The sequence below is a fragment of the Herbaspirillum rhizosphaerae genome (assembly GCF_046025915.1).
Taxonomy (GTDB): Bacteria; Pseudomonadota; Gammaproteobacteria; order Burkholderiales; family Burkholderiaceae_D; genus Herbaspirillum; species Herbaspirillum rhizosphaerae_A.
Window position 1 is genome coordinate 141,586 of sequence record NZ_JAQQFR010000007.1, and the last position, 17,726, is coordinate 159,311.

Below are 17,726 nucleotides of genomic sequence, written 5' to 3' on the forward strand. Positions count from 1 at the left end.
GCGTCTTCCTCATGGGAAGAACTGTCCATTCGATGCAAGGCCACTGTATACACAATTACGCCAGCGAGAACAATACCGTACTTTCCCTTACTCATGCTTAGCCGGTTGCCGAGATCAACGCTGCCGGGCCTGCCGATCAGGTAAAATGGCGGTTTCCCTTGCGGTTGACGCCCGGTTTTCCCGGCACGCTGACCGCCCTCTTTTCTTCAAAGTCTAACGGTTCATCATGCTCGACAATCTGACCCAACGCCTTGCCAAAGTCGTCAAAACCATGCGCGGCGAGGCGCGCCTGACCGAAACCAATACCGCCGAAATGCTGCGCGAAGTACGTCTGGCGCTGCTCGAGGCCGACGTTGCCCTGCCTGCCGTGCGCGAGTTCATCGCCAAGGTCAAAGAGAAGGCCGTCGGCGAAGAAGTCATCGGCTCGCTGACGCCAGGCCAGGCGCTGGTCGGCGTGGTGCAGCGCGAACTGGCCAGCCTGATGGGCGCCGACCTTGGCCCGGAAGCATCGCAGCTCAACTTCGCCACCCAGCCACCGGCAATCATCCTGATGGCCGGTCTGCAAGGTGCGGGTAAAACCACCACCGTCGGTAAGCTCGCCAAGTACCTGCGCGAGAACACCAAGAAAAAAGTCCTTACCGTTTCCGCCGACGTCTACCGTCCCGCCGCGATCGGCCAGCTGGAAACCGTGACCGCCCAAGCCGGCGCCGACTTCTTTCCGACCAAGACCACCGACAAGCCGGTCGACATCGCACTGGCTGCGCTGGATTATGCCAAGCGCCATTTCCATGACGTCCTGATCATCGACACCGCCGGCCGCCTCGGTATCGACGAAGCGATGATGCAGGAAATCAGCGCCGTGCACGCCGCCGTCAAACCGATCGAAACCCTGTTCGTGGTCGACGCCATGCTCGGTCAGGACGCCATCAACACCGCCAAAGCCTTCAGCGATGCACTGCCGCTGACCGGTATCGTGTTGACCAAGCTGGACGGCGACTCGCGCGGTGGTGCGGCCCTATCGGTGCGTCACATCACCGGCAAGCCGATCAAGTTCGCCGGTGTAGCCGAAAAGCTGGACGGTCTGGAAGCCTTCGATCCGAGCCGCATGGCCAATCGTATTCTCGGCATGGGCGACATCCTGGCGCTGGTCGAAGAAGCCCGCAAAGGCGTCGACGTCGCGGCTGCACAAGATCTGGCGCAGAAGATCAAGAGCGGCGGCAAGTTTGACCTCAACGATTTCAAAGCGCAGCTCGGCCAGATGAAAAAAATGGGCGGCATGGCCGGCCTGCTCGACAAGCTGCCGGCACAGATGCAGCAAGCCGCAGGCAACGCCAATATGGATCAGGCTGAAAAACAGGTACGCCGCATGGAAGGCATGATCAATTCGATGACGCTGCAGGAACGCGCCAAGCCGGAACTGATCAAGGCCACCCGCAAGCGCCGCATCGCCGCAGGTGCCGGCGTCCAGGTACAGGAAGTCAACCGCATGCTGGCCCAGTTCGAGCAAATGCAAACGATGATGAAAAAACTCAAAGGCGGCGGCATGATGAAGATGATGCGCAGCATGAAGGGCATGATGCCCGGCATGCGTTAAGCACTCACAAGATCGCAGAAGGACTGGGTAAAACTCCGGTTTCAGGTGAGATCCAGGCAAGTGCAAAAGCCGCTTCAGGCGGCTTTTTTAGAGGGCTGGAGCGGTTTTTTGGAGCTGTCGTGACTTATAGCGTGTTTTCCCTCTGAAAACCGCTAAAAAACACTTGCATCGCCGGGAAAACCGCACCACTATTGTCGGTGCGTGATTTGCGCATTCAACTCTTTCCTTGCTTTGATCCCTTATTAAGGAGGCTTACAGATGGCCACAGCCAAAAAACCCGCAGCCGCAGCGAAGAAGCCCGTAGCAAAAGCAGCACCGAAAGCAGCACCGAAGAAAGCAGTCGCAGCACCGAAGAAAGCAGCAGCTCCTAAGGCAGCCGCCAAACCAGCAGCAAAAGCAGCCGCTCCAAAGAAAGCCGCAGCACCAAAAGCAGCCGCCAAGCCAGCAGTAAAAAAACCAGCAGTCAAGCGCACTCCAAACGCCGCATTCATGAAGCCGCTGACACCGTCGGCAGCACTGGCTGAAGTCGTCGGCGCCAAACCTCTGCCACGTACTGAAGTCACCAAGAAGGTTTGGGAATACATCAAGAAACACAAACTGCAAAACCCCGAAAACAAACGCAACATCGACGCAGATGACAAGTTGAAGGTTGTGTTCGGCGGCAAGAAACAGGTATCGATGTTTGAAATGACCAAGCTGATTTCCGGCCATTTGAAATAAGCAATACAGGTTTTTGCAGACTCGCTTGCAAAACAAAAACGCCCGCATCGCGCGGGCGTTTTTGTTTTCTACCGATGGTTTTTCAGCAATGATTTTCGCGTTGCCATGGCGCGTATCCAGACAATCGCATTGCGACTACGCCGAACAATCCCAAGCACCGACAGTGCATTCCTACAAGACGGCTATATCGCTGTCGCCGGGTGAACTTTGCCGTTTCCCTTCCGGTCTAGATTGCACGGACGTTTCCCGAAAGGACACCAGCATGACATTTCCCCATCAGAACATTATTCAAAGTACCAAACCTCTCGCTCACCTCGCCCTGCGTAAAACAGCTACCATGCTGAGCGTTGCCGCCGCCGGCCTGCTGGTCGCCGGCGCTGCTTTTGCAGCGGGTGCAAGCGGCAAGAGTAACGCCGAACTGGACGCGCAATATCAGCGCGAAAAGGCGGTCTGCACCAGCGGCCAGTCGAATCAGGACAAGGCCACTTGTCTGCGTGAAGCAGGTGCTGCGTATCAGCAGGCCAAACAAGGCAGCCTGCAGACTAACCAGTCCCAGCAATACAGCCGGAACGCGATAGAACGCTGCAAGTCATTGCCGACACAAGATCAGGCAGACTGCCAACGGCGCATCGACAACCCAAGTGAAGTTGACGGCAATGCACTATCCGGCGGCATCTTGCGCAAGGAAGTGACCATAGTGCCGGCTTCCCAATAGGGCAAGTAAGGAACGCAACACTTCATCACGGCAAGCCAACGGACTAGCGACGCCGACAGAGGGAATCAACGCAAGGCAGGAACGCGGAGATTCCCTCTTTTTATTGGCATATTATTTCTTCGCACCGCATTTGGTGGCGAGGTCTTTCGACGCCCGCAATACCTCATCAAATCGATGCCGGCCTTAACCGCCCCACCCTACTCGGGATGAAGGTTATTGTGCGGCATACTCCCATCGTTTCTTCGCATTCAAGACCGCCGTCGGATACTCCGGCAAGCCGCGGCTGCCGTTGTACTTGCCAAGCGCCATGAAGTAATCCCCGCCTTCCTGATCGAGATACAGACGCAGAATGGCGCAGCCGTAACGCAGATTGCTACGCATGTGAAACAGCTTGCGGCGATCACCATCGCCGATAGCGCGCGTCCAGAATGGCATGACCTGCATGTAGCCACTGGCGCCTGCGGATGAGATCGCGTATTTGCGAAACGCCGATTCGACCTGAATCAGTCCAAGCACCAGCGCCGGCTCGAGTCCGGCGCGCGTGGCTTCATACCAGGCGCTTTCGAGAAATTCGATTCTTTCTTGGCGATCAGGCAGCTTGTCGGACAGACGCGCAGACATGCCGCCGAGCCAGTTGAGATAGGCGATGCGCTGTTCGACATCCTTGAATTGCGGCTTCGGCGGACGAGCGTCCGCCACCGCTTGCGCCAGGGCCAGGGTGACAGAATCGGCCAGGCGCTCTTCCTGTTGATTGCCGGCGTGGGCGGGCAGATTACCGCACCACGCCAAGGTCAGAAACGAAAGCTGAAGCAGGCATAGTGCGCGCATGCTTTTACGCTTTCAGATCAGGCCAGCTTGCCTTTGATGAAGGCCAGCGCGTCGGCCAGTGGCACCGGTGTTGCAGCCGTGTCGCGACGACCCTGGTATTCGATCTGACCATCTTTCAGACCACGGTCGCCGATGACGATGCGATGCGGCACGCCGATCAACTCCCAATCTGCAAACATAGCGCCCGGACGTTCGCCGCGATCATCCAGAATGACGTCGACGCCGGCAGCCAGCAGCGCGTCATACAGCTTGTCGATCTCGGTTTTGACGGCTTCGCTGCGGTCGTAACCCATCGGGCACAGCACCACTTCAAACGGCGCCAGCGTGGCCGGCCAGATGATGCCTTTGTCGTCGAAGTTCTGTTCAATGGCAGCACCCAGGATACGGGTGACGCCAATGCCGTAACAGCCCATTTGCAACGGTTGTGGCTTGCCTGCTTCGTCGAGGTAAGTTGCCTTCATCGACTCCGAATACGCGGTGCCGAGCTGGAACACGTGACCAACTTCGATGCCGCGCTGGATCGCCAACACGCCCTTGCCGTCCGGCGACGCATCGCCTTCGACGACGTTGCGCAGGTCGGCGACGACAGGCTCAGGCAGATCGCGGCCCCAGTTGGCACCGGTGTAGTGGAAGTCCGCTTCATTGGCGCCGCAGACGAAGTCACTCATGTTGGCGACGGTACGGTCGGCAACAACCTTGACGGGCTTCTTGGTGCCGATCGGGCCGAGGTAGCCTGGCGGCGTGCCGAACCATTCGACGATTTCGGCTTCGTTGGCGAAACGATAATTGGCCAGGCCCGGGATCTTGCCGGCTTTGACTTCGTTGAGCTCGTGATCACCGCGCAGCAATAGCAGCCAGACTTCCTTGTCTTCCGGCTTGTCTTTCTCGACGGTCAGGACGATGGACTTGATGGTGCGTTCCAGCGGCAGCTTCAGCAACTCGGCCACCGCTTCGCACTTGGCTTTGCCCGGCGTCGCGGTCTTGGTCAGCGCTTCGGTGGCTACACCGCATGTGGCGTTGACGGCGACGGCTTCAGCGGCTTCCATGTTGGCGGCGTAGTCGGAAGTCGGGCAGTACACCAGCGCATCTTCGCCGGTGGCGGCGATGACGTGGAACTCGTGCGAACCGGAACCGCCGATGGCGCCATTGTCGGCGGCCACGGCACGGAACTGCAGGCCGAAACGCGTGAAAACGCGGACGTAGGCGTCATACATGATTTGGTAGGACTTCTTCAGGCCGTCGACATCGCGGTCAAAGGAGTAGGCGTCCTTCATCGTGAATTCACGGCCACGCATCAGACCGAAACGCGGACGGCGCTCGTCGCGGAATTTGGTCTGGATGTGATAGAAGTTGACCGGCAATTGCTTGTAGCTGCGCAACTCGGTGCGAGCGACGTCGGTGACGACTTCTTCCGACGTTGGCTGGATAGCAAAGTCGCGGCCATGGCGATCCTTCACGCGCATCAGCTCAGGCCCCATCTTGTCCCAGCGGCCGGTTTCCTGCCACAGCTCGGCCGGCTGGACCACCGGCATCAGCAGTTCGACGGCACCGGAGCGGTTCATTTCTTCACGCACGATCGCTTCCACCTTGCGGATCACACGCAGGCCCATCGGCATGTAGGTATAGATGCCGGAGCCGAGCCGCTTGATCATACCGGCCCGCATCATCAGCTTGTGGCTGACGATTTCGGCGTCGGAAGGAGCTTCTTTCAAGGTGGAAATAAAAAATCGGGAGGCGCGCATGACGATGAGTTCTTTTTAAAAGAGGAGGGTTATAATCAACGTAATTTTAAAGGATTAGCTGGCTGATGCGCCCACTCTTTGCACAATTGATCGCTGTTTCACGCACATCTCATGCAGATGCGCGAGCACCTGATGCATCCAATGCCGCACCCGATGCAGGTGATCGCTGCCAATGATTTAGCCATTGGCGGCGTAGACCGGATTGGGCAAAAGAGGAAGCCCTGCCGCAGAAAGTTTTGAGGTACCAACATGCTGGATCGAGAAGGCTTCCGCCCGAACGTCGGCATCATCCTGCTTAACGCCCAGAATGAGGTATGGTGGGGCAAGCGGGTTAAGGAACATTCGTGGCAATTTCCGCAAGGCGGAATCAAACATGGCGAAACTCCGGAACAAGCGATGTTTCGCGAACTGGAAGAAGAAATCGGCCTGAAAGCGGAACACGTCAAGATCATCGGTCGCACCCGCGACTGGCTGCGCTATGAGGTTCCTGATCATTTTATCAAGCGTGAAATCCGCGGCCATTATCGCGGGCAAAAACAAATCTGGTTCCTGTTGCGCATGGTCGGCCGCGATTGCGACGTCAACCTGCGCCTGACTTCGCACCCCGAGTTCGATGCCTGGCGTTGGCACGACTATTGGGTGCCGCTGGACGTGGTCATTGAATTCAAACGCGACGTGTATCAACAAGCGCTCAAGGAATTATCACGCTTCCTGGCCCGCCCGCAGGCAACACATCGCCGTCCGGATGCGCAAGGCAAGAACACCCACTTGCCATCGGATCACCCGGACAACGCCACAGAGGCAGATCCTTGCGGATCCGCCAATCCGCCCACCACTAAGTGAACTTCATGCCCCAACGCTTCTGGACTACCCAAGCTGCACGCCGGCTTGCCCGCGCCCTGACCGCAGGCCTGCTGCTGTGTTCGGCTTCGCTCAGCTTTGCTCAGCAACTCGGCACCTTCGATGAAGAATTCGATGATGAAGAAAAGCCATGGCAAGAAATTGCCGTGCAGTTGCCACCAAATCCGGTGCAGGAAAATCTGGCCGAGTTTTATGTCGGCCCGACCACCTTGTCAAAGTCTTATGTCGATCTCAAATCGTTCTCCATCGGCAGCGACAACGTTATCCGTTACACCATGGTGACCAAGTCCGATGGTGGCGCGACCAATATCATCTACGCAGGCATTCGCTGCGAAACCTACGAGGTCAAGTGGTACGCCTTCGGTCACGCTGACGGCAAATGGTCGCGTTCGCGCCAGGACAAGTGGACACGGATCAAGGACGCCGGCGCCAATCACCAGGACGCCGCTCTGTACAAGGGCTATCTCTGTCAGAACGGCATGCTCGCCGGCAATCAGAAGGCTATTTACGAACGCCTGCGCGACAACCGCATGCTGGACCCGGCACGCGAATCCAGTCGCTAAACGACGAAGACAATGCAAAACGGGCGCAGTTGAACACTGCGCCCGTTTTGTTTTTGCCTGCTGATTTTTTATTACCGAATCACAGCAGAACCAGATTGTCGCGATGGATCAGCTCCGGCTCTTCCACAAACCCCAGAATGGAAAGAATCTCGGAAGATGGATGCCGCACGATACGTCGCGCATCCGAGCTGGCGTAGTTGCTGATGCCGCGCGCAATCGCCTTGCCGGATGCATCCACGCAAGTGATGACGTCGCCACGACCAAACTCACCGCCGACTTCCGTCACGCCGATCGGTAACAGCGACTTGCCTTCTGCCGTCAGCTTTTGCACGGCGCCATTGTCCAGTACAACGCGACCGGCAGTTTGCAGATGATCCGCCATCCACTGCTTGCGCGCGGTCAGTTGCGCGGTCTGCGCGGTGAGCTGCGTACCGATTGCTTCACCGGCGGCCAGGCGGCTCAGGACGCGATCTTCGCGCCCCCAAGCAATCACGGTATGCGCGCCGGAGGTCGCTGCACGCTTTGCCGCGAGAATCTTGGTGAGCATGCCGCCGCGACCGATACCGGTACCGGCGCCGCCTGCCATGGCTTCCAGCGACAAATCGCCGGCTTTGGCTTCATGAACAAATTGCGCATCCGGATCACGACGCGGATCAGCGGTATAGAGTCCACGCTGGTCGGTCAAAATGATCAGTGCGTCGGCTTCGATCAGATTGGCGACGAGCGCGCCGAGCGTGTCGTTGTCGCCGAACTTGATTTCGTCGGTAACGACAGTGTCGTTTTCATTGATGATGGGAATAACGCCGAATTGCAGCAGCGTAAAGAGCGTGGAGCGCGCATTCAGATAGCGCTCTCGATCAGCAAGATCGGCGTGCGTCAGCAATACCTGCGCGGTGCCGAGCTGATGTGCGCGAAAACTGCTTTCGTAGATTTGCGCCAAGCCCATTTGACCGACGGCAGCGCACGCTTGCAGCTCATGTACACCGGTCGGACGGCGTTCGAAGCCAAGGCGCTGCATGCCCTCGGCAATGGCGCCCGAGCTGACCAGCACCACTTCCTTGCCCAGCGTGCGCAAGTGCGCAATTTGCTCTGCCCATTTGGCGATGGCGGCGGCATCGAGGCCTTTGCCATCATTTGTCACGAGCGATGAACCAACTTTGATGATCAGCCGCTTGGCTTGTTGTATCACGGAATGCATGTTGTTATCGGAAAGTCGCGCCGGAACGGCAATTCAACTATCCGCCGGCACTGGCGCTGTGAGAGGCAGTGTCGACGGACAGGTATCGAGAACAAGATAGTAAACGATTTACCGGCCACTTAGAGGGCGACCGGTAACCACTAATCGGCTGAGCAACTGATAATCAGTCGAGAACCTTGAAGCGTGGATCATCCGGATCGATGGAGGAGATACCGCGGGCTTCTTCGGTCATCTGGGTTTCTTCGGCGCGGTGCTCCTGATTGCGCTTGGTTTCCAGATAGCCATAGATTTCCGTGATCAGATCTTCGCAACCATCGCGGGTCAGCGCAGAGATTTCGAAGACCGGGCCCTTCCAGCCGAAACGCTTGACGAAATCCTTGACGCGTTTTGCACGTTCGGCTTCCGGCACGACGTCGAGTTTGTTGAGCACAAGCCAGCGCGGCTTCTCGAACAGCGAGTCATCGTACTTTTGCAGCTCCTTGACGATGGCTTTGGCTTCCTTGACGGGATCGACCGTATCTTCAAACGGCGCCAGATCAACGATGTGCAACAGCAAGCCGGTACGTTGCAAATGACGCAAGAACTGAACACCCAAGCCGGCACCGTCAGCAGCGCCTTCGATCAGACCCGGGATGTCTGCGATGACGAAGCTCTTTTCATGGCTCACGCGCACCACACCCAGGTTCGGATGCAGAGTGGTAAATGGATAGTCGGCGATCTTTGGACGCGCGTTCGAGACAGCGGAAATGAAAGTCGACTTGCCGGCGTTCGGCATGCCCAGCAGACCGACGTCCGCCAGCACCTTCAACTCGAGGCGCAATTCGCGGCGCTGACCTTCTTTACCTTCGGTCTTTTGACGCGGAGCGCGGTTGGTGGAGGTCTTGAAGTGGATGTTGCCCCAGCCGCCTTCGCCGCCTTGCGCCAGCAGCACAACCTGCTCGTGTTCGGTCAGGTCGGCAATGTGCTCGCCGGTGACGTTGTCAACGATCAAGGTGCCGACCGGCATGCGCAGGAAAATATCATCAGCGCCTTTGCCGTAGCAATCGGAGCCGCGACCATTTTCGCCGTTGCGTGCTTTATGCAGCTTGGAATAACGATAGTCGATCAGGGTGTTGACGTTACGGTCGCCCACGGCCCAGATACTGCCGCCCTTGCCGCCGTCGCCGCCGTCAGGGCCGCCGAAAGGACGGAATTTTTCACGGCAAAAACTGGCGACACCGTTGCCGCCATCGCCTGCGATCAGTTCGATCTTTGCTTCGTCGATAAACTTCATGATTGTTACCGCTAACTTAAAAAATAAGAAGCTCTGCTTAAATAACCTGGCAAGCGGTAAGCATCAATGAAGACCGGTCGCCGGAGACAGTGCCCGAACGGCAGAGGCGCCTCAATAATCAATAAGGGGCCACGAGATCGGAACACGGGTAGCTTAGGCAGAGATTCCTGAAGCTACAAGTACAGTCGCGTCAGCCGTGCCGCTGGTCAGAAAAATGTACCGGGCGGAGGCCCTGCGCGCTGCAGGATGAATACAAAACAGACAAGCTTAAAACTAAAAAAGGCTCTACCAGAGGCAGAGCCTTAAACAAACTTTTGCTAAGGCTTGCGCCTTATGTACTCTATGTAGTCACTGATGTGCAGGACTCAAGTCGAAACTGAGTTATAAAACTCAGTTTGAAACTTAAGCAGCAGCTGCAGCAGCAACAACAGTCACGTACTGACGCTTCGCAACGCCCTTGATCACGAACTGGACTTTACCTTCTGTCAATGCGAACAGAGTGTGGTCCTTGCCCATGCCGACGTTTTCACCAGGGTGAACCTTGGTGCCGCGTTGACGAATGATGATGCCGCCAGCGTTGATCGCTTGACCGCCATAGACCTTGACGCCGAGTCGTTTCGACTCTGAATCACGGCCGTTGCGCGTAGTGCCGCCGCCTTTTTTATGTGCCATTTAATAGCTCCTTGTATCTAGTTTGACCTACGCGATTAAGCGTTGATCGAGACGATTTGCAGTTCGGTGTAATTCTGGCGATGGCCTTGACGCTTCTGATAATGCTTACGACGACGCATTTTGAAGATCTTGACCTTGTCGTGGCGACCCTGCGCTATGACAGTAACCAGCACCGTTGCACCCTCGACCAAAGGCGCACCGAATTTAACGGTATCGCCTGCGCCCACTGCGAGCACTTGATCCAAAGTGATTTGGGAGCCAATGTCTGCCGGTATCTGTTCTACTTTAAGTTTTTCACCAGCGGCAACTTTATATTGTTTGCCGCCGGTTTTTATGACCGCGTACATGTGAAACCTCATCGAATGAATGAAAAAATTTTCTTTTTCTCCCCCAGCGGCTGCCCTATGAAAAGCGGCTTTCGAATCGGGAAAACCTCCAATTATACATAGACTTAGCCCCCTCGTCAAAAGGTCTTGACATTCCCGCGCAACACCCGGAGAAAATGGCAATACGGCAATTCCGCTCGGCGAAAAGTACAATGCGATACATTCGCAAGCGCACTTACCTTCACGTTTGTCATCGTATAATCACGGCAATCTTGATTTTTCACAGGTTCAGCCTTGTCCGCCGCTCTCCAATCCGCTACGCCAAATTCCTTCATTGACCCGATAGCTGCCGACATGGGCGCGGTCAACACCGTTATTCGTCAGCAACTTTATTCCGAAGTCCCGCTGGTGAATCAGGTTTCCGAATACATCATCAGCGCCGGCGGCAAGCGCATCCGGCCTGTTCTCGTGTTGCTCATCGCCAATGCTTACTCTTATCAGGGCACAGCGCATCATTCACTGGCGGCAGTGATCGAATTCATTCACACCGCGACGCTACTGCACGACGACGTGGTCGACGAATCCTCGTTGCGCCGCGGCAAGCAAACCGCCAATGCCCTGTTCGGCAATGCCGCTTCGGTGCTGGTGGGCGACTTCTTGTATTCGCGCGCCTTCCAGATGATGGTCACAGTCGGTAACGCCCGCGTCATGCAAATCGTGGCCGACGCCACCAACGTGATTGCCGAAGGCGAAGTGCTGCAACTGCTGAACATGCACAACCCGGATGTGAACGAAGCCGATTACCTGCGCGTGATCCGCTCCAAGACTGCCAAGCTGTTTGAAGCCGCCGCACAACTCGGCGCGCTGATCTCCGGCGCGGACGAAGCCGGCATTCAAGCCGCCGGCGAATACGGCCGTTCGTTGGGCACCGCATTCCAACTGATCGACGACGTGCTGGACTACTCCGGCAACGCTGCCGAAATCGGCAAGAACGTCGGCGACGACTTGCGCGAAGGCAAACCAACCCTGCCGCTGATCTATCTGATGGAGAACGGCACACCGGAACAACGCGAGCTGGTGCGCAGCTGTATCGAGAACGGCGACGAGCAGCATTTCAATCAAATTCTTGCCGCAATTACGAACTCGGGCGCACTGGATTACACACGTCAGGAAGCGCAAAAAGCAAGCCGCCGCGCGAGTGATGCCATTGCCTCGCTGCCGGATAGCAAGTACAAAAATTCTTTGCTAGAATTATCCGCTTTCGCGGTGGACCGTAATCATTAATACAATAAATGATGCGGGCAGTCGGGGTGTAGCTTAGCCCGGTAGAGCGCTACGTTCGGGACGTAGAGGCCGGAGGTTCGAATCCTCTCACCCCGACCAAGAATTCCCAAATAAAAACAGCGAGTTATTCAACTCGCTGTTTTTATTTGTGAGGTAACCAGTAGCAAATGTCCGAATTTCACCTATGCACCCTGCTTGCTTAGCAATAAGTGCTCGAAAAATAGAATATAACCATACGACAAGAACTAGATATTATTCGACGCTGGCACCTTCGTGGCCAAGTTCCATTTCACCGCATCGAGCCACACTCCACCGATTACCACTTATCGTCCTTGACAGGCTCGCTGGCCTTAGCTGCCTTGGGTGCCTCCACCGCTGCAGGCTTGGCACTCTTGCTCTTGGCCGGCGTCGCGACTGACGATGCGCCCGCAGCTTGCGCCGAAGCATCCTTGCCAGCTGCCGAAGCCTTGCCCAACTGACCACGCAATTCGATGATACCGGGCTTGAAGGGCTTGTCACTAAGCTTCCCCCCCTCCTCAACGGTACCGTAGGAAGTCTGCGATGCGACGCGATCAATGTGGATCACGCCCACCGGTGTCTCCTTGCGCCCCAGCGAATTCCCGGTCTGCGGATCCTTCAGCTCTTCGCCCAGATAGACCGCCTTCCAACGCTGGCCTACCTGTAACGACTCTCCACCCTGGCTCAATACCGCCTGATCACCATCGAGCGACACCACCGACACAGGGAAGATTTCCGTGACAATGGCACCACCGATCTGACCAGCGAGCGAATCCATCATGCTGGCGGCCATGTTCTTGCCATCGATCACGCGCGGCATGGTGCTGGGATCAGCATCGGCCAGTCTGTGCTCGAAACTCTGCGACATCACCACCTGCCCGGTCGCAGCATTGACCAAGCGCAGCGTGATGCGCCCACCGCCCGAATAGGAAACCAGTTCGCGATCAGACATGCGCAGCTTGCGTACCGACTTGGGGTATTCGAAACGTTCGATGGTCGGGATTAACAACAGATCCGTTGCCAGCTGCTGCCCGATACGCGCGCTGTCCTGCGCGCGTACATTGCCACTGTTGATGTGGTCGATCTCGGCCTGCATGTCGGCACCAAACTCACGATCCAGAACAATGAAGCGCTTGGTCTGCGTGAGAATGTCGGACAAGCGGCCGCGCACGGCACGGGCCACTTCGTCCGCAGCAACATTGCTGTCGCCGACAGGATATCTCTCGACCATGGTCTTGGGCAGCACCACCACAATCTTGGGCTGGCCTTTTTCATCAGCTGCCTTGTATTGGGCAATCTCGGCGCGCAGCTTGACCTTCCAGTAACTATGCATCTTCTTGTGACTGACGTCGGACGAATAGGAACTGGCCCCTTTCTTGATATCGACATCAGCCGATTCGCTCGATGACGCCGAACCAGAATACGAACCCGAGGCGCGGGCGCGGGCGTCACCCGCGCTGGCGTTGCTATCACCGCTAGCCTTGACCTTCACGCTGCTGTCGGAGGAGGACGATGCCGAATAACGATAGCCGCCATCGCTGGCGCGTACCTTGGCCACGGTCTCCTCATCGAGCTTGTCGACTTCTTCTTGGGATAGGACCTCGTAACCGAGCACCGTACCCTGGGAGCCAGCCACCATCCTCTGCACGAAGGCATCGGCACGCACCGACGCGGCCTTCTGCCCATCCACAGACACGTCCAGCCCTTGGCGCAGGCTTTGCAACTGGCTAGCGACCTGCACGCCATTGACTTGCGCCACGGCAGACTGCAAGGCGGAAACGACGGCCAGTTCCAGCGTACTGCCCACTGCCTCCACCTCTCGGCTGACCTTGGTAACGCCTCCGAAATCAGGCGAGCTACGCTTGGGCTGCTCAGCCGCGCTCGGCGCCGGTTCGACAACCTTCTTCGGCTCTTCCTTTTTATCGCACGCCGACAGCAGAGCTATCGTCAACGCAATAACACCCACTGCAATTCGTCGCTGCATATCAAACTCTCTTGTCGGATGCGATGATCAGGAATCAGAGAACGCTGGTAGCGTCAGCCGGCACTGCCACGCCATTGCTCTTGGCGAAGTCGACCGCATTCTTGAGCACGTCGGTCAGGGTGGAAACGCTGGAAGGCAGGGTTTTGGCTACATAAGCACCTGCCTGCAGACCCGGCAGTTGCAGTGGCGATGCGCTGGTCAGGCCATTCGCAAAATTTTGGGCGTCGCTGCGTAGACCGATGTACTTCTTCAGACCGATCGCCAGGGACAGCAAGCCCTTCGCATACGTCTTCTTGGCTTCGCCATCCTTCAGCGTTGCCCCCTTCTTGAGTGCGTCCGAGACAGACTGGGCGTTTGCACTGATGGCTTTGTCGCGGCTTTCGAGGTCACTGGCCGAAAGAGAATCAGATGTAGCCGAGGCATCGATAGATTGGAGCTTGATACCCAGCGCATCGCCGATGTGACCATTGGCAACCAGAACATCCTTGCCGGCCGCCGCATAGTTACGCACCAATTGGGTCTGCAGACCAGACAGGTCGGCACCGCCGCCGGAGGAAGACTTGTTGCCGCCCAGCAGGTTGCCGAACTGGGCAGAAGCAGTCATCGGCAGTGCGATGGCTAGGGAAACTACAGCGAGGGCGAGGATTTTTTTCATGATTTTATTCCTTGATGGATAGGCAAACGGGATAAACAGCGAGAAGCAATGAAAATTGATACATCCCGACCCGGACAGCATCATTGCTTTGGTGCAGCCAGGCCGGAGAAAAGACGTCAACGCAAGCCCATTGTCGTCATACGACTGGAGAGTTCTTGCGCGGCGTTGCTGGCTGCGGACTTGAGTGCATTACCGCGAGCCTCGTCTTCAGTCGGACCAACACCGGCATAGGCCACCGGCCCAACGGCCACGCGTGTGCGCGGAATAGGCTTGGTCACATCCCACACCTTGGCATTGACGGTCACGGCAACGCGCATGAGGCCTGTCTGTGGATCCTTTTCCGGCAAGCCAACGTCCAGCGTACCCAAGGCAATATAGGGAATCTGGTTTTCTTTCATGCCGGTCGCGATGGCACGCAGAGTTTGCGGTTGCAGATCATTTCCGGACTTGTAGTCAGCCTCAATGTTGGCAATCTTGAACACGGGCGACTCAACCATGGCGGCCTCGATCACATCGTAGCCAGCCTGCGAGAACTTGGAGACGAATACCTGGTTCAGATTGGCGCTGGGAAGTACACGCCAGGTCGTTTCGGTTGCTTTACGGGTAGTGCTGCCCCCGGTTTCGGAAGTGAATGTGCTCTTGACCGACACATCGACACTCTGACCGGTCTCACGCGACACGGCCCCATTGGTGCTGATTCGAGACTTGCCCACCGACTCACCTTCGCTGGTGGACTCCTTGTAGCTGCCCTTGTTGACCGATGAACCGGCTACTTGCGCCGATTTGTCTTGACGCTTGTAGACGCGATCATCGTAGGACTTGGCGGAATCCACCTGGCGTGAGACGAAGACGAAGCTCATGGCTGATTTTTCGTTTTGCGCCGACTTCCCGATAGCGGATGTTGCCTGGACGGCATTGCGCAGATTGGCCACGTTCAGCGAGATACGTACTGCTACGGTGTATTGGAGATCCTTGGGATCGTCGGTTTCCGATAGCACCGTGGTATCCAGGATGTAGCGATCCTGGTTTTCGAGAATCTTGGCGCGGATGACGTCGAAGTTGGCCGACTCGGATTGTCCCGCCTCGGCAAAATAGGTCTCGACAGCCTTGAGCGCAGCCTCCTGGCGCGCCTTCTGCTTGATGGCCGCCGGTGCTTCCTTGCGGTCGAACACGCCGACCGCCTCCTTGTAATTGATTGAGTATTGGCCGCGCGCCTGCTGGACCTGAGCGCTGGCAGGCAGCACCAGGACGGCGATCATCAGCGCAATGAGGTATCGGATTATTTGCATGACTTCATCAACTCCTTGGTTTGTACAATCTGCTGTTCGATCGCACTGGCGGAGGCAGCACTCTTGAGCCACTTTTCATCCCCCTTACCATCGATCACCTGTGCCAGCTTGACGAACATCCCATTGAGCGCATCGTAGAAATGCGGGAAGTCGTCCACGTACTGCTGGCTAGCAGGGATCACGCGCGACTCGCCATTCTTGAGCGCGGTATCGATATACACCTTATTGCCCAGCGGCTCGACGATGCGGATCGCACCATAGGCGCCATAGACGTAGGTGGTCGCGCCACCAGCGAGCTCGCTGAACTTTATTTTCTTAAAACCAGTCAGGTCGACGGTGATTTCATAGTCAGGCTTGGGCAGTTTGAGTTCCCACACCGTGCCGTCGGAGACACGCAGCGACATCACGTTGCCGATGGCGTAACCCTTGGAATACGGCACGATGGGCACGCCCGTACGGGTGGAGATCGCTTCGCCCACCAGATCGGCAGCCCAGGTCTCCACGGCTCCGGGTTCGGACTTGAGGAAACTGGGAATGAAAGCTTGCGCCTCGGGGCTCACGCGCAGATTGGTCACCTGCAGATAGCGCGTAACCTGCGAAGGAATCTGGGCCTTGGTCACATTATTCACGAAGCGCGCAAGGATGCCGGGCTTGTCGCCGCTACCCTCGTAGACCAGCTTGACGCGGGCCATGACTTCTTCCTTGCTAGCAGCATGGTCCAGTACGTCGACATAGGCGAAACTGACCGGATAGGAGCGAACCACATTCATCGACTTGAAATCGAAGAACATCACTTGTCCGCGAATGACCACCATCAGCTTATGCAAGCTGCCGAAGGTTTCGTCGGAGACAGTCTCGTTGCCGATCACAAGCGCCACGGCCAAAGCCTGGTCACGTCCCTTGAGCTCGTCGAGCTGAGACATGATCCTGAAGTTAGCCGGCGGGTTGGCCTGCAACTGCCGCATCAGCAATTGGTAGATGGGCGTGCCGGCGCTTTTCTGCGCAGCCTCATAGCGCTGCGAGTAAGGAAAGCGAGCCTCGATCGTACTTTGGGCACCCGAAAAGGCGAATCCGGCGAAAGCAACATCGACCGGTTGCTGAGCCCAGATTAACGGAGATGCAAGAAACAGAAGCAGCATGGAGCCCAGCCGCCATGCGGAAAGTTTGAAGTAAATCACCCACCCCCCAGTGGTTGATGCCGCGCAGCGAACAACGAGCGCCAAACGACATTGAGATCGTCAAAGATATGTTGAATTATTGATGGAAGGCCGATCCGGCTTGACCGTAACTATTGCCGCAGCCTGACTGAAACGAATAGACTTCCCTGATAGTACCGATCTGTTCCTGAGCTTTAAATATTTTGCGATACATTAACATCGCCCCTCGTGTTTGCCAACATAGTTACGTAAATTTCACGTAACTGAAATAAACAAGATGGCAAACCTCCAATGCCAGACCCGGCTCACCGCGCTCAAACAGTCCTAGCCACATCTGCATCAGATTGGCCGACAAATTGTGAACCTTGAGCGCCTCTCGCCGCCCGAGCTTATCGCTGCGAACGTCATTGCAAATCTGAATCTTGAATTGCAGGCTGCGCCGCCGATATGCCCCTCTTGCTGACATGGTGTCGCTCCTACTGAGAAGGCTCGACAAACGTATCACTTCATTCTCTAGCCGTGGCCCAGACAGAGAGCACTACATTAGCCGCATAATTTGCATCGAGAATTGATCCGCGTTTAGGACACAATTCTGCTTGTGACCCTAAGCAGAAGGTCGAAATGGTCAACGTGGCATTACCAGGCATAGAACAAGTTGATGATCTTACCGCCGGATAAAGAAAATAAAAACGATGGTAAAATTCCAGCCGACTTGAGCCTAATCTTTGTTTTTGGGACTGCCCTGACGCCCCCCATTAAGTGTAGTACCCAGGTTTAAATCCCCGTTGGTTAAAGGGGCTCAATTGCTGTACGCATTTTTCGGGACGTAGAGGCCGGAGGTTCGAAT

Annotated in this window: 16 protein-coding genes and 1 tRNA gene; 7 read left to right on the forward strand and 10 right to left on the reverse strand. The window is 56.6% G+C overall.

Annotated elements, in window-relative coordinates:
• Positions 1-226 precede the first annotated feature (226 nt).
• The 3 genes from ffh (at position 227) to PQR63_RS12615 (ending at position 3,029) form a co-directional block, all read left to right on the forward strand.
• Positions 227-1,594: a signal recognition particle protein gene (gene ffh / locus PQR63_RS12605; protein WP_408168232.1), complete on the forward strand. Its 1,368-nt coding sequence runs from the start codon at positions 227-229 to the stop codon at positions 1,592-1,594.
• Between the two features lie 258 nt (positions 1,595-1,852).
• Positions 1,853-2,314: an SWIB/MDM2 domain-containing protein gene (locus PQR63_RS12610; RefSeq protein WP_408168233.1), complete on the forward strand. Its 462-nt coding sequence runs from the start codon at positions 1,853-1,855 to the stop codon at positions 2,312-2,314.
• A gap of 262 nt (positions 2,315-2,576) precedes the next feature.
• The gene (locus PQR63_RS12615; RefSeq protein ID WP_408168234.1) at positions 2,577-3,029 is read left to right on the forward strand and encodes a hypothetical protein; all 453 of its coding nucleotides are present in this window, start codon (positions 2,577-2,579) and stop codon (positions 3,027-3,029) included.
• Positions 3,030-3,242: 213 nt separating this feature from the next.
• On the opposite strand, the gene PQR63_RS12620 is transcribed toward PQR63_RS12615, so the two are convergent.
• Both PQR63_RS12620 and PQR63_RS12625 read right to left on the reverse strand, forming a co-directional pair.
• Positions 3,243-3,857, reverse strand: coding sequence for a lytic transglycosylase domain-containing protein (locus PQR63_RS12620; RefSeq protein WP_408168235.1), 615 nt, complete (start codon positions 3,855-3,857; stop codon positions 3,243-3,245).
• A 17-nt stretch (positions 3,858-3,874) separates the two neighbouring features.
• On the reverse strand, positions 3,875-5,599 hold the full coding sequence (locus PQR63_RS12625; protein WP_408168236.1) for a proline--tRNA ligase: 1,725 nt from the start codon (positions 5,597-5,599) through the stop codon (positions 3,875-3,877).
• A 249-nt stretch (positions 5,600-5,848) separates the two neighbouring features.
• Here PQR63_RS12625 and PQR63_RS12630 point away from each other — a divergent pair, with 249 nt between their 5' ends.
• Together PQR63_RS12630 and PQR63_RS12635 are read left to right on the forward strand one after the other, a co-directional pair.
• Positions 5,849-6,442, forward strand: coding sequence for an RNA pyrophosphohydrolase (locus PQR63_RS12630; RefSeq protein ID WP_408168237.1), 594 nt, complete (start codon positions 5,849-5,851; stop codon positions 6,440-6,442).
• A gap of 5 nt (positions 6,443-6,447) precedes the next feature.
• On the forward strand, positions 6,448-7,023 hold the full coding sequence (locus tag PQR63_RS12635; RefSeq protein ID WP_408168238.1) for a CNP1-like family protein: 576 nt from the start codon (positions 6,448-6,450) through the stop codon (positions 7,021-7,023).
• Between the two features lie 79 nt (positions 7,024-7,102).
• On the opposite strand, the gene proB is transcribed toward PQR63_RS12635, so the two are convergent.
• The 4 genes from proB to rplU form a co-directional block, all read right to left on the reverse strand.
• On the reverse strand, positions 7,103-8,221 hold the full coding sequence (gene proB, locus PQR63_RS12640) for a glutamate 5-kinase (protein ID WP_094565623.1): 1,119 nt from the start codon (positions 8,219-8,221) through the stop codon (positions 7,103-7,105).
• 163 nt (positions 8,222-8,384) lie between these two features.
• Positions 8,385-9,494, reverse strand: a complete 1,110-nt coding sequence (gene cgtA / locus PQR63_RS12645; RefSeq protein WP_408168239.1) for an Obg family GTPase CgtA — start codon at positions 9,492-9,494, stop codon at positions 8,385-8,387.
• 402 nt (positions 9,495-9,896) lie between these two features.
• Entirely contained in the window at positions 9,897-10,166 is a 270-nt protein-coding gene (gene rpmA, locus PQR63_RS12650; RefSeq protein ID WP_050479025.1) for a 50S ribosomal protein L27, read from the reverse strand.
• 35 nt (positions 10,167-10,201) lie between these two features.
• The gene (gene rplU, locus PQR63_RS12655) at positions 10,202-10,513 is read right to left on the reverse strand and encodes a 50S ribosomal protein L21 (protein WP_007878066.1); all 312 of its coding nucleotides are present in this window, start codon (positions 10,511-10,513) and stop codon (positions 10,202-10,204) included.
• A 273-nt stretch (positions 10,514-10,786) separates the two neighbouring features.
• On the opposite strand from rplU, the gene ispB reads away from it, so the two are divergent.
• Together ispB and PQR63_RS12665 are read left to right on the forward strand one after the other, a co-directional pair.
• Positions 10,787-11,776, forward strand: coding sequence for an octaprenyl diphosphate synthase (ispB, locus tag PQR63_RS12660; RefSeq protein WP_408168240.1), 990 nt, complete (start codon positions 10,787-10,789; stop codon positions 11,774-11,776).
• Positions 11,777-11,798: 22 nt separating this feature from the next.
• Positions 11,799-11,875, forward strand: a tRNA-Pro gene (locus PQR63_RS12665).
• A 217-nt stretch (positions 11,876-12,092) separates the two neighbouring features.
• Here the strand turns inward: PQR63_RS12665 and PQR63_RS12670 are convergent.
• The 4 genes from PQR63_RS12670 to PQR63_RS12685 all read right to left on the reverse strand — a co-directional run bounded on the left by PQR63_RS12670 (position 12,093) and on the right by PQR63_RS12685 (position 16,861).
• A complete protein-coding gene (locus tag PQR63_RS12670; protein WP_408168241.1) occupies positions 12,093-13,778 on the reverse strand; it encodes a CsgG/HfaB family protein in 1,686 nt (561 codons plus the stop codon).
• A gap of 34 nt (positions 13,779-13,812) precedes the next feature.
• Positions 13,813-14,433, reverse strand: a complete 621-nt coding sequence (locus tag PQR63_RS12675; RefSeq protein ID WP_408168242.1) for a hypothetical protein — start codon at positions 14,431-14,433, stop codon at positions 13,813-13,815.
• Positions 14,434-14,549: 116 nt separating this feature from the next.
• A complete protein-coding gene (locus tag PQR63_RS12680) occupies positions 14,550-15,722 on the reverse strand; it encodes a hypothetical protein (protein ID WP_408168243.1) in 1,173 nt (390 codons plus the stop codon).
• On the reverse strand, positions 15,713-16,861 hold the full coding sequence (locus PQR63_RS12685; protein ID WP_408168244.1) for a hypothetical protein: 1,149 nt from the start codon (positions 16,859-16,861) through the stop codon (positions 15,713-15,715). The genes PQR63_RS12680 and PQR63_RS12685 overlap by 10 nt, the downstream gene beginning before the upstream one ends.
• Positions 16,862-17,726: the final 865 nt, after the last annotated feature.

Bases quoted from the DNA above. Each gene is read 5' to 3' on its own strand.
- ffh (WP_408168232.1), top strand. From the start codon at position 227: ATGCTCGACAATCTGACCCAACGCCTTGCCAAAGTCGTCAAAACCATG.
- PQR63_RS12610 (WP_408168233.1), top strand. From the start codon at position 1,853: ATGGCCACAGCCAAAAAACCCGCAGCCGCAGCGAAGAAGCCCGTAGCA.
- PQR63_RS12615 (WP_408168234.1), top strand. From the start codon at position 2,577: ATGACATTTCCCCATCAGAACATTATTCAAAGTACCAAACCTCTCGCT.
- PQR63_RS12620 (WP_408168235.1), bottom strand. From the start codon at position 3,857: ATGCGCGCACTATGCCTGCTTCAGCTTTCGTTTCTGACCTTGGCGTGG.
- PQR63_RS12625 (WP_408168236.1), bottom strand. From the start codon at position 5,599: ATGCGCGCCTCCCGATTTTTTATTTCCACCTTGAAAGAAGCTCCTTCC.
- PQR63_RS12630 (WP_408168237.1), top strand. From the start codon at position 5,849: ATGCTGGATCGAGAAGGCTTCCGCCCGAACGTCGGCATCATCCTGCTT.
- PQR63_RS12635 (WP_408168238.1), top strand. From the start codon at position 6,448: ATGCCCCAACGCTTCTGGACTACCCAAGCTGCACGCCGGCTTGCCCGC.
- proB (WP_094565623.1), bottom strand. From the start codon at position 8,221: ATGCATTCCGTGATACAACAAGCCAAGCGGCTGATCATCAAAGTTGGT.
- cgtA (WP_408168239.1), bottom strand. From the start codon at position 9,494: ATGAAGTTTATCGACGAAGCAAAGATCGAACTGATCGCAGGCGATGGC.
- rpmA (WP_050479025.1), bottom strand. From the start codon at position 10,166: ATGGCACATAAAAAAGGCGGCGGCACTACGCGCAACGGCCGTGATTCA.
- rplU (WP_007878066.1), bottom strand. From the start codon at position 10,513: ATGTACGCGGTCATAAAAACCGGCGGCAAACAATATAAAGTTGCCGCT.
- PQR63_RS12670 (WP_408168241.1), bottom strand. From the start codon at position 13,778: ATGCAGCGACGAATTGCAGTGGGTGTTATTGCGTTGACGATAGCTCTG.
- PQR63_RS12675 (WP_408168242.1), bottom strand. From the start codon at position 14,433: ATGAAAAAAATCCTCGCCCTCGCTGTAGTTTCCCTAGCCATCGCACTG.
- PQR63_RS12680 (WP_408168243.1), bottom strand. From the start codon at position 15,722: ATGCAAATAATCCGATACCTCATTGCGCTGATGATCGCCGTCCTGGTG.
- PQR63_RS12685 (WP_408168244.1), bottom strand. From the start codon at position 16,861: ATGCTGCTTCTGTTTCTTGCATCTCCGTTAATCTGGGCTCAGCAACCG.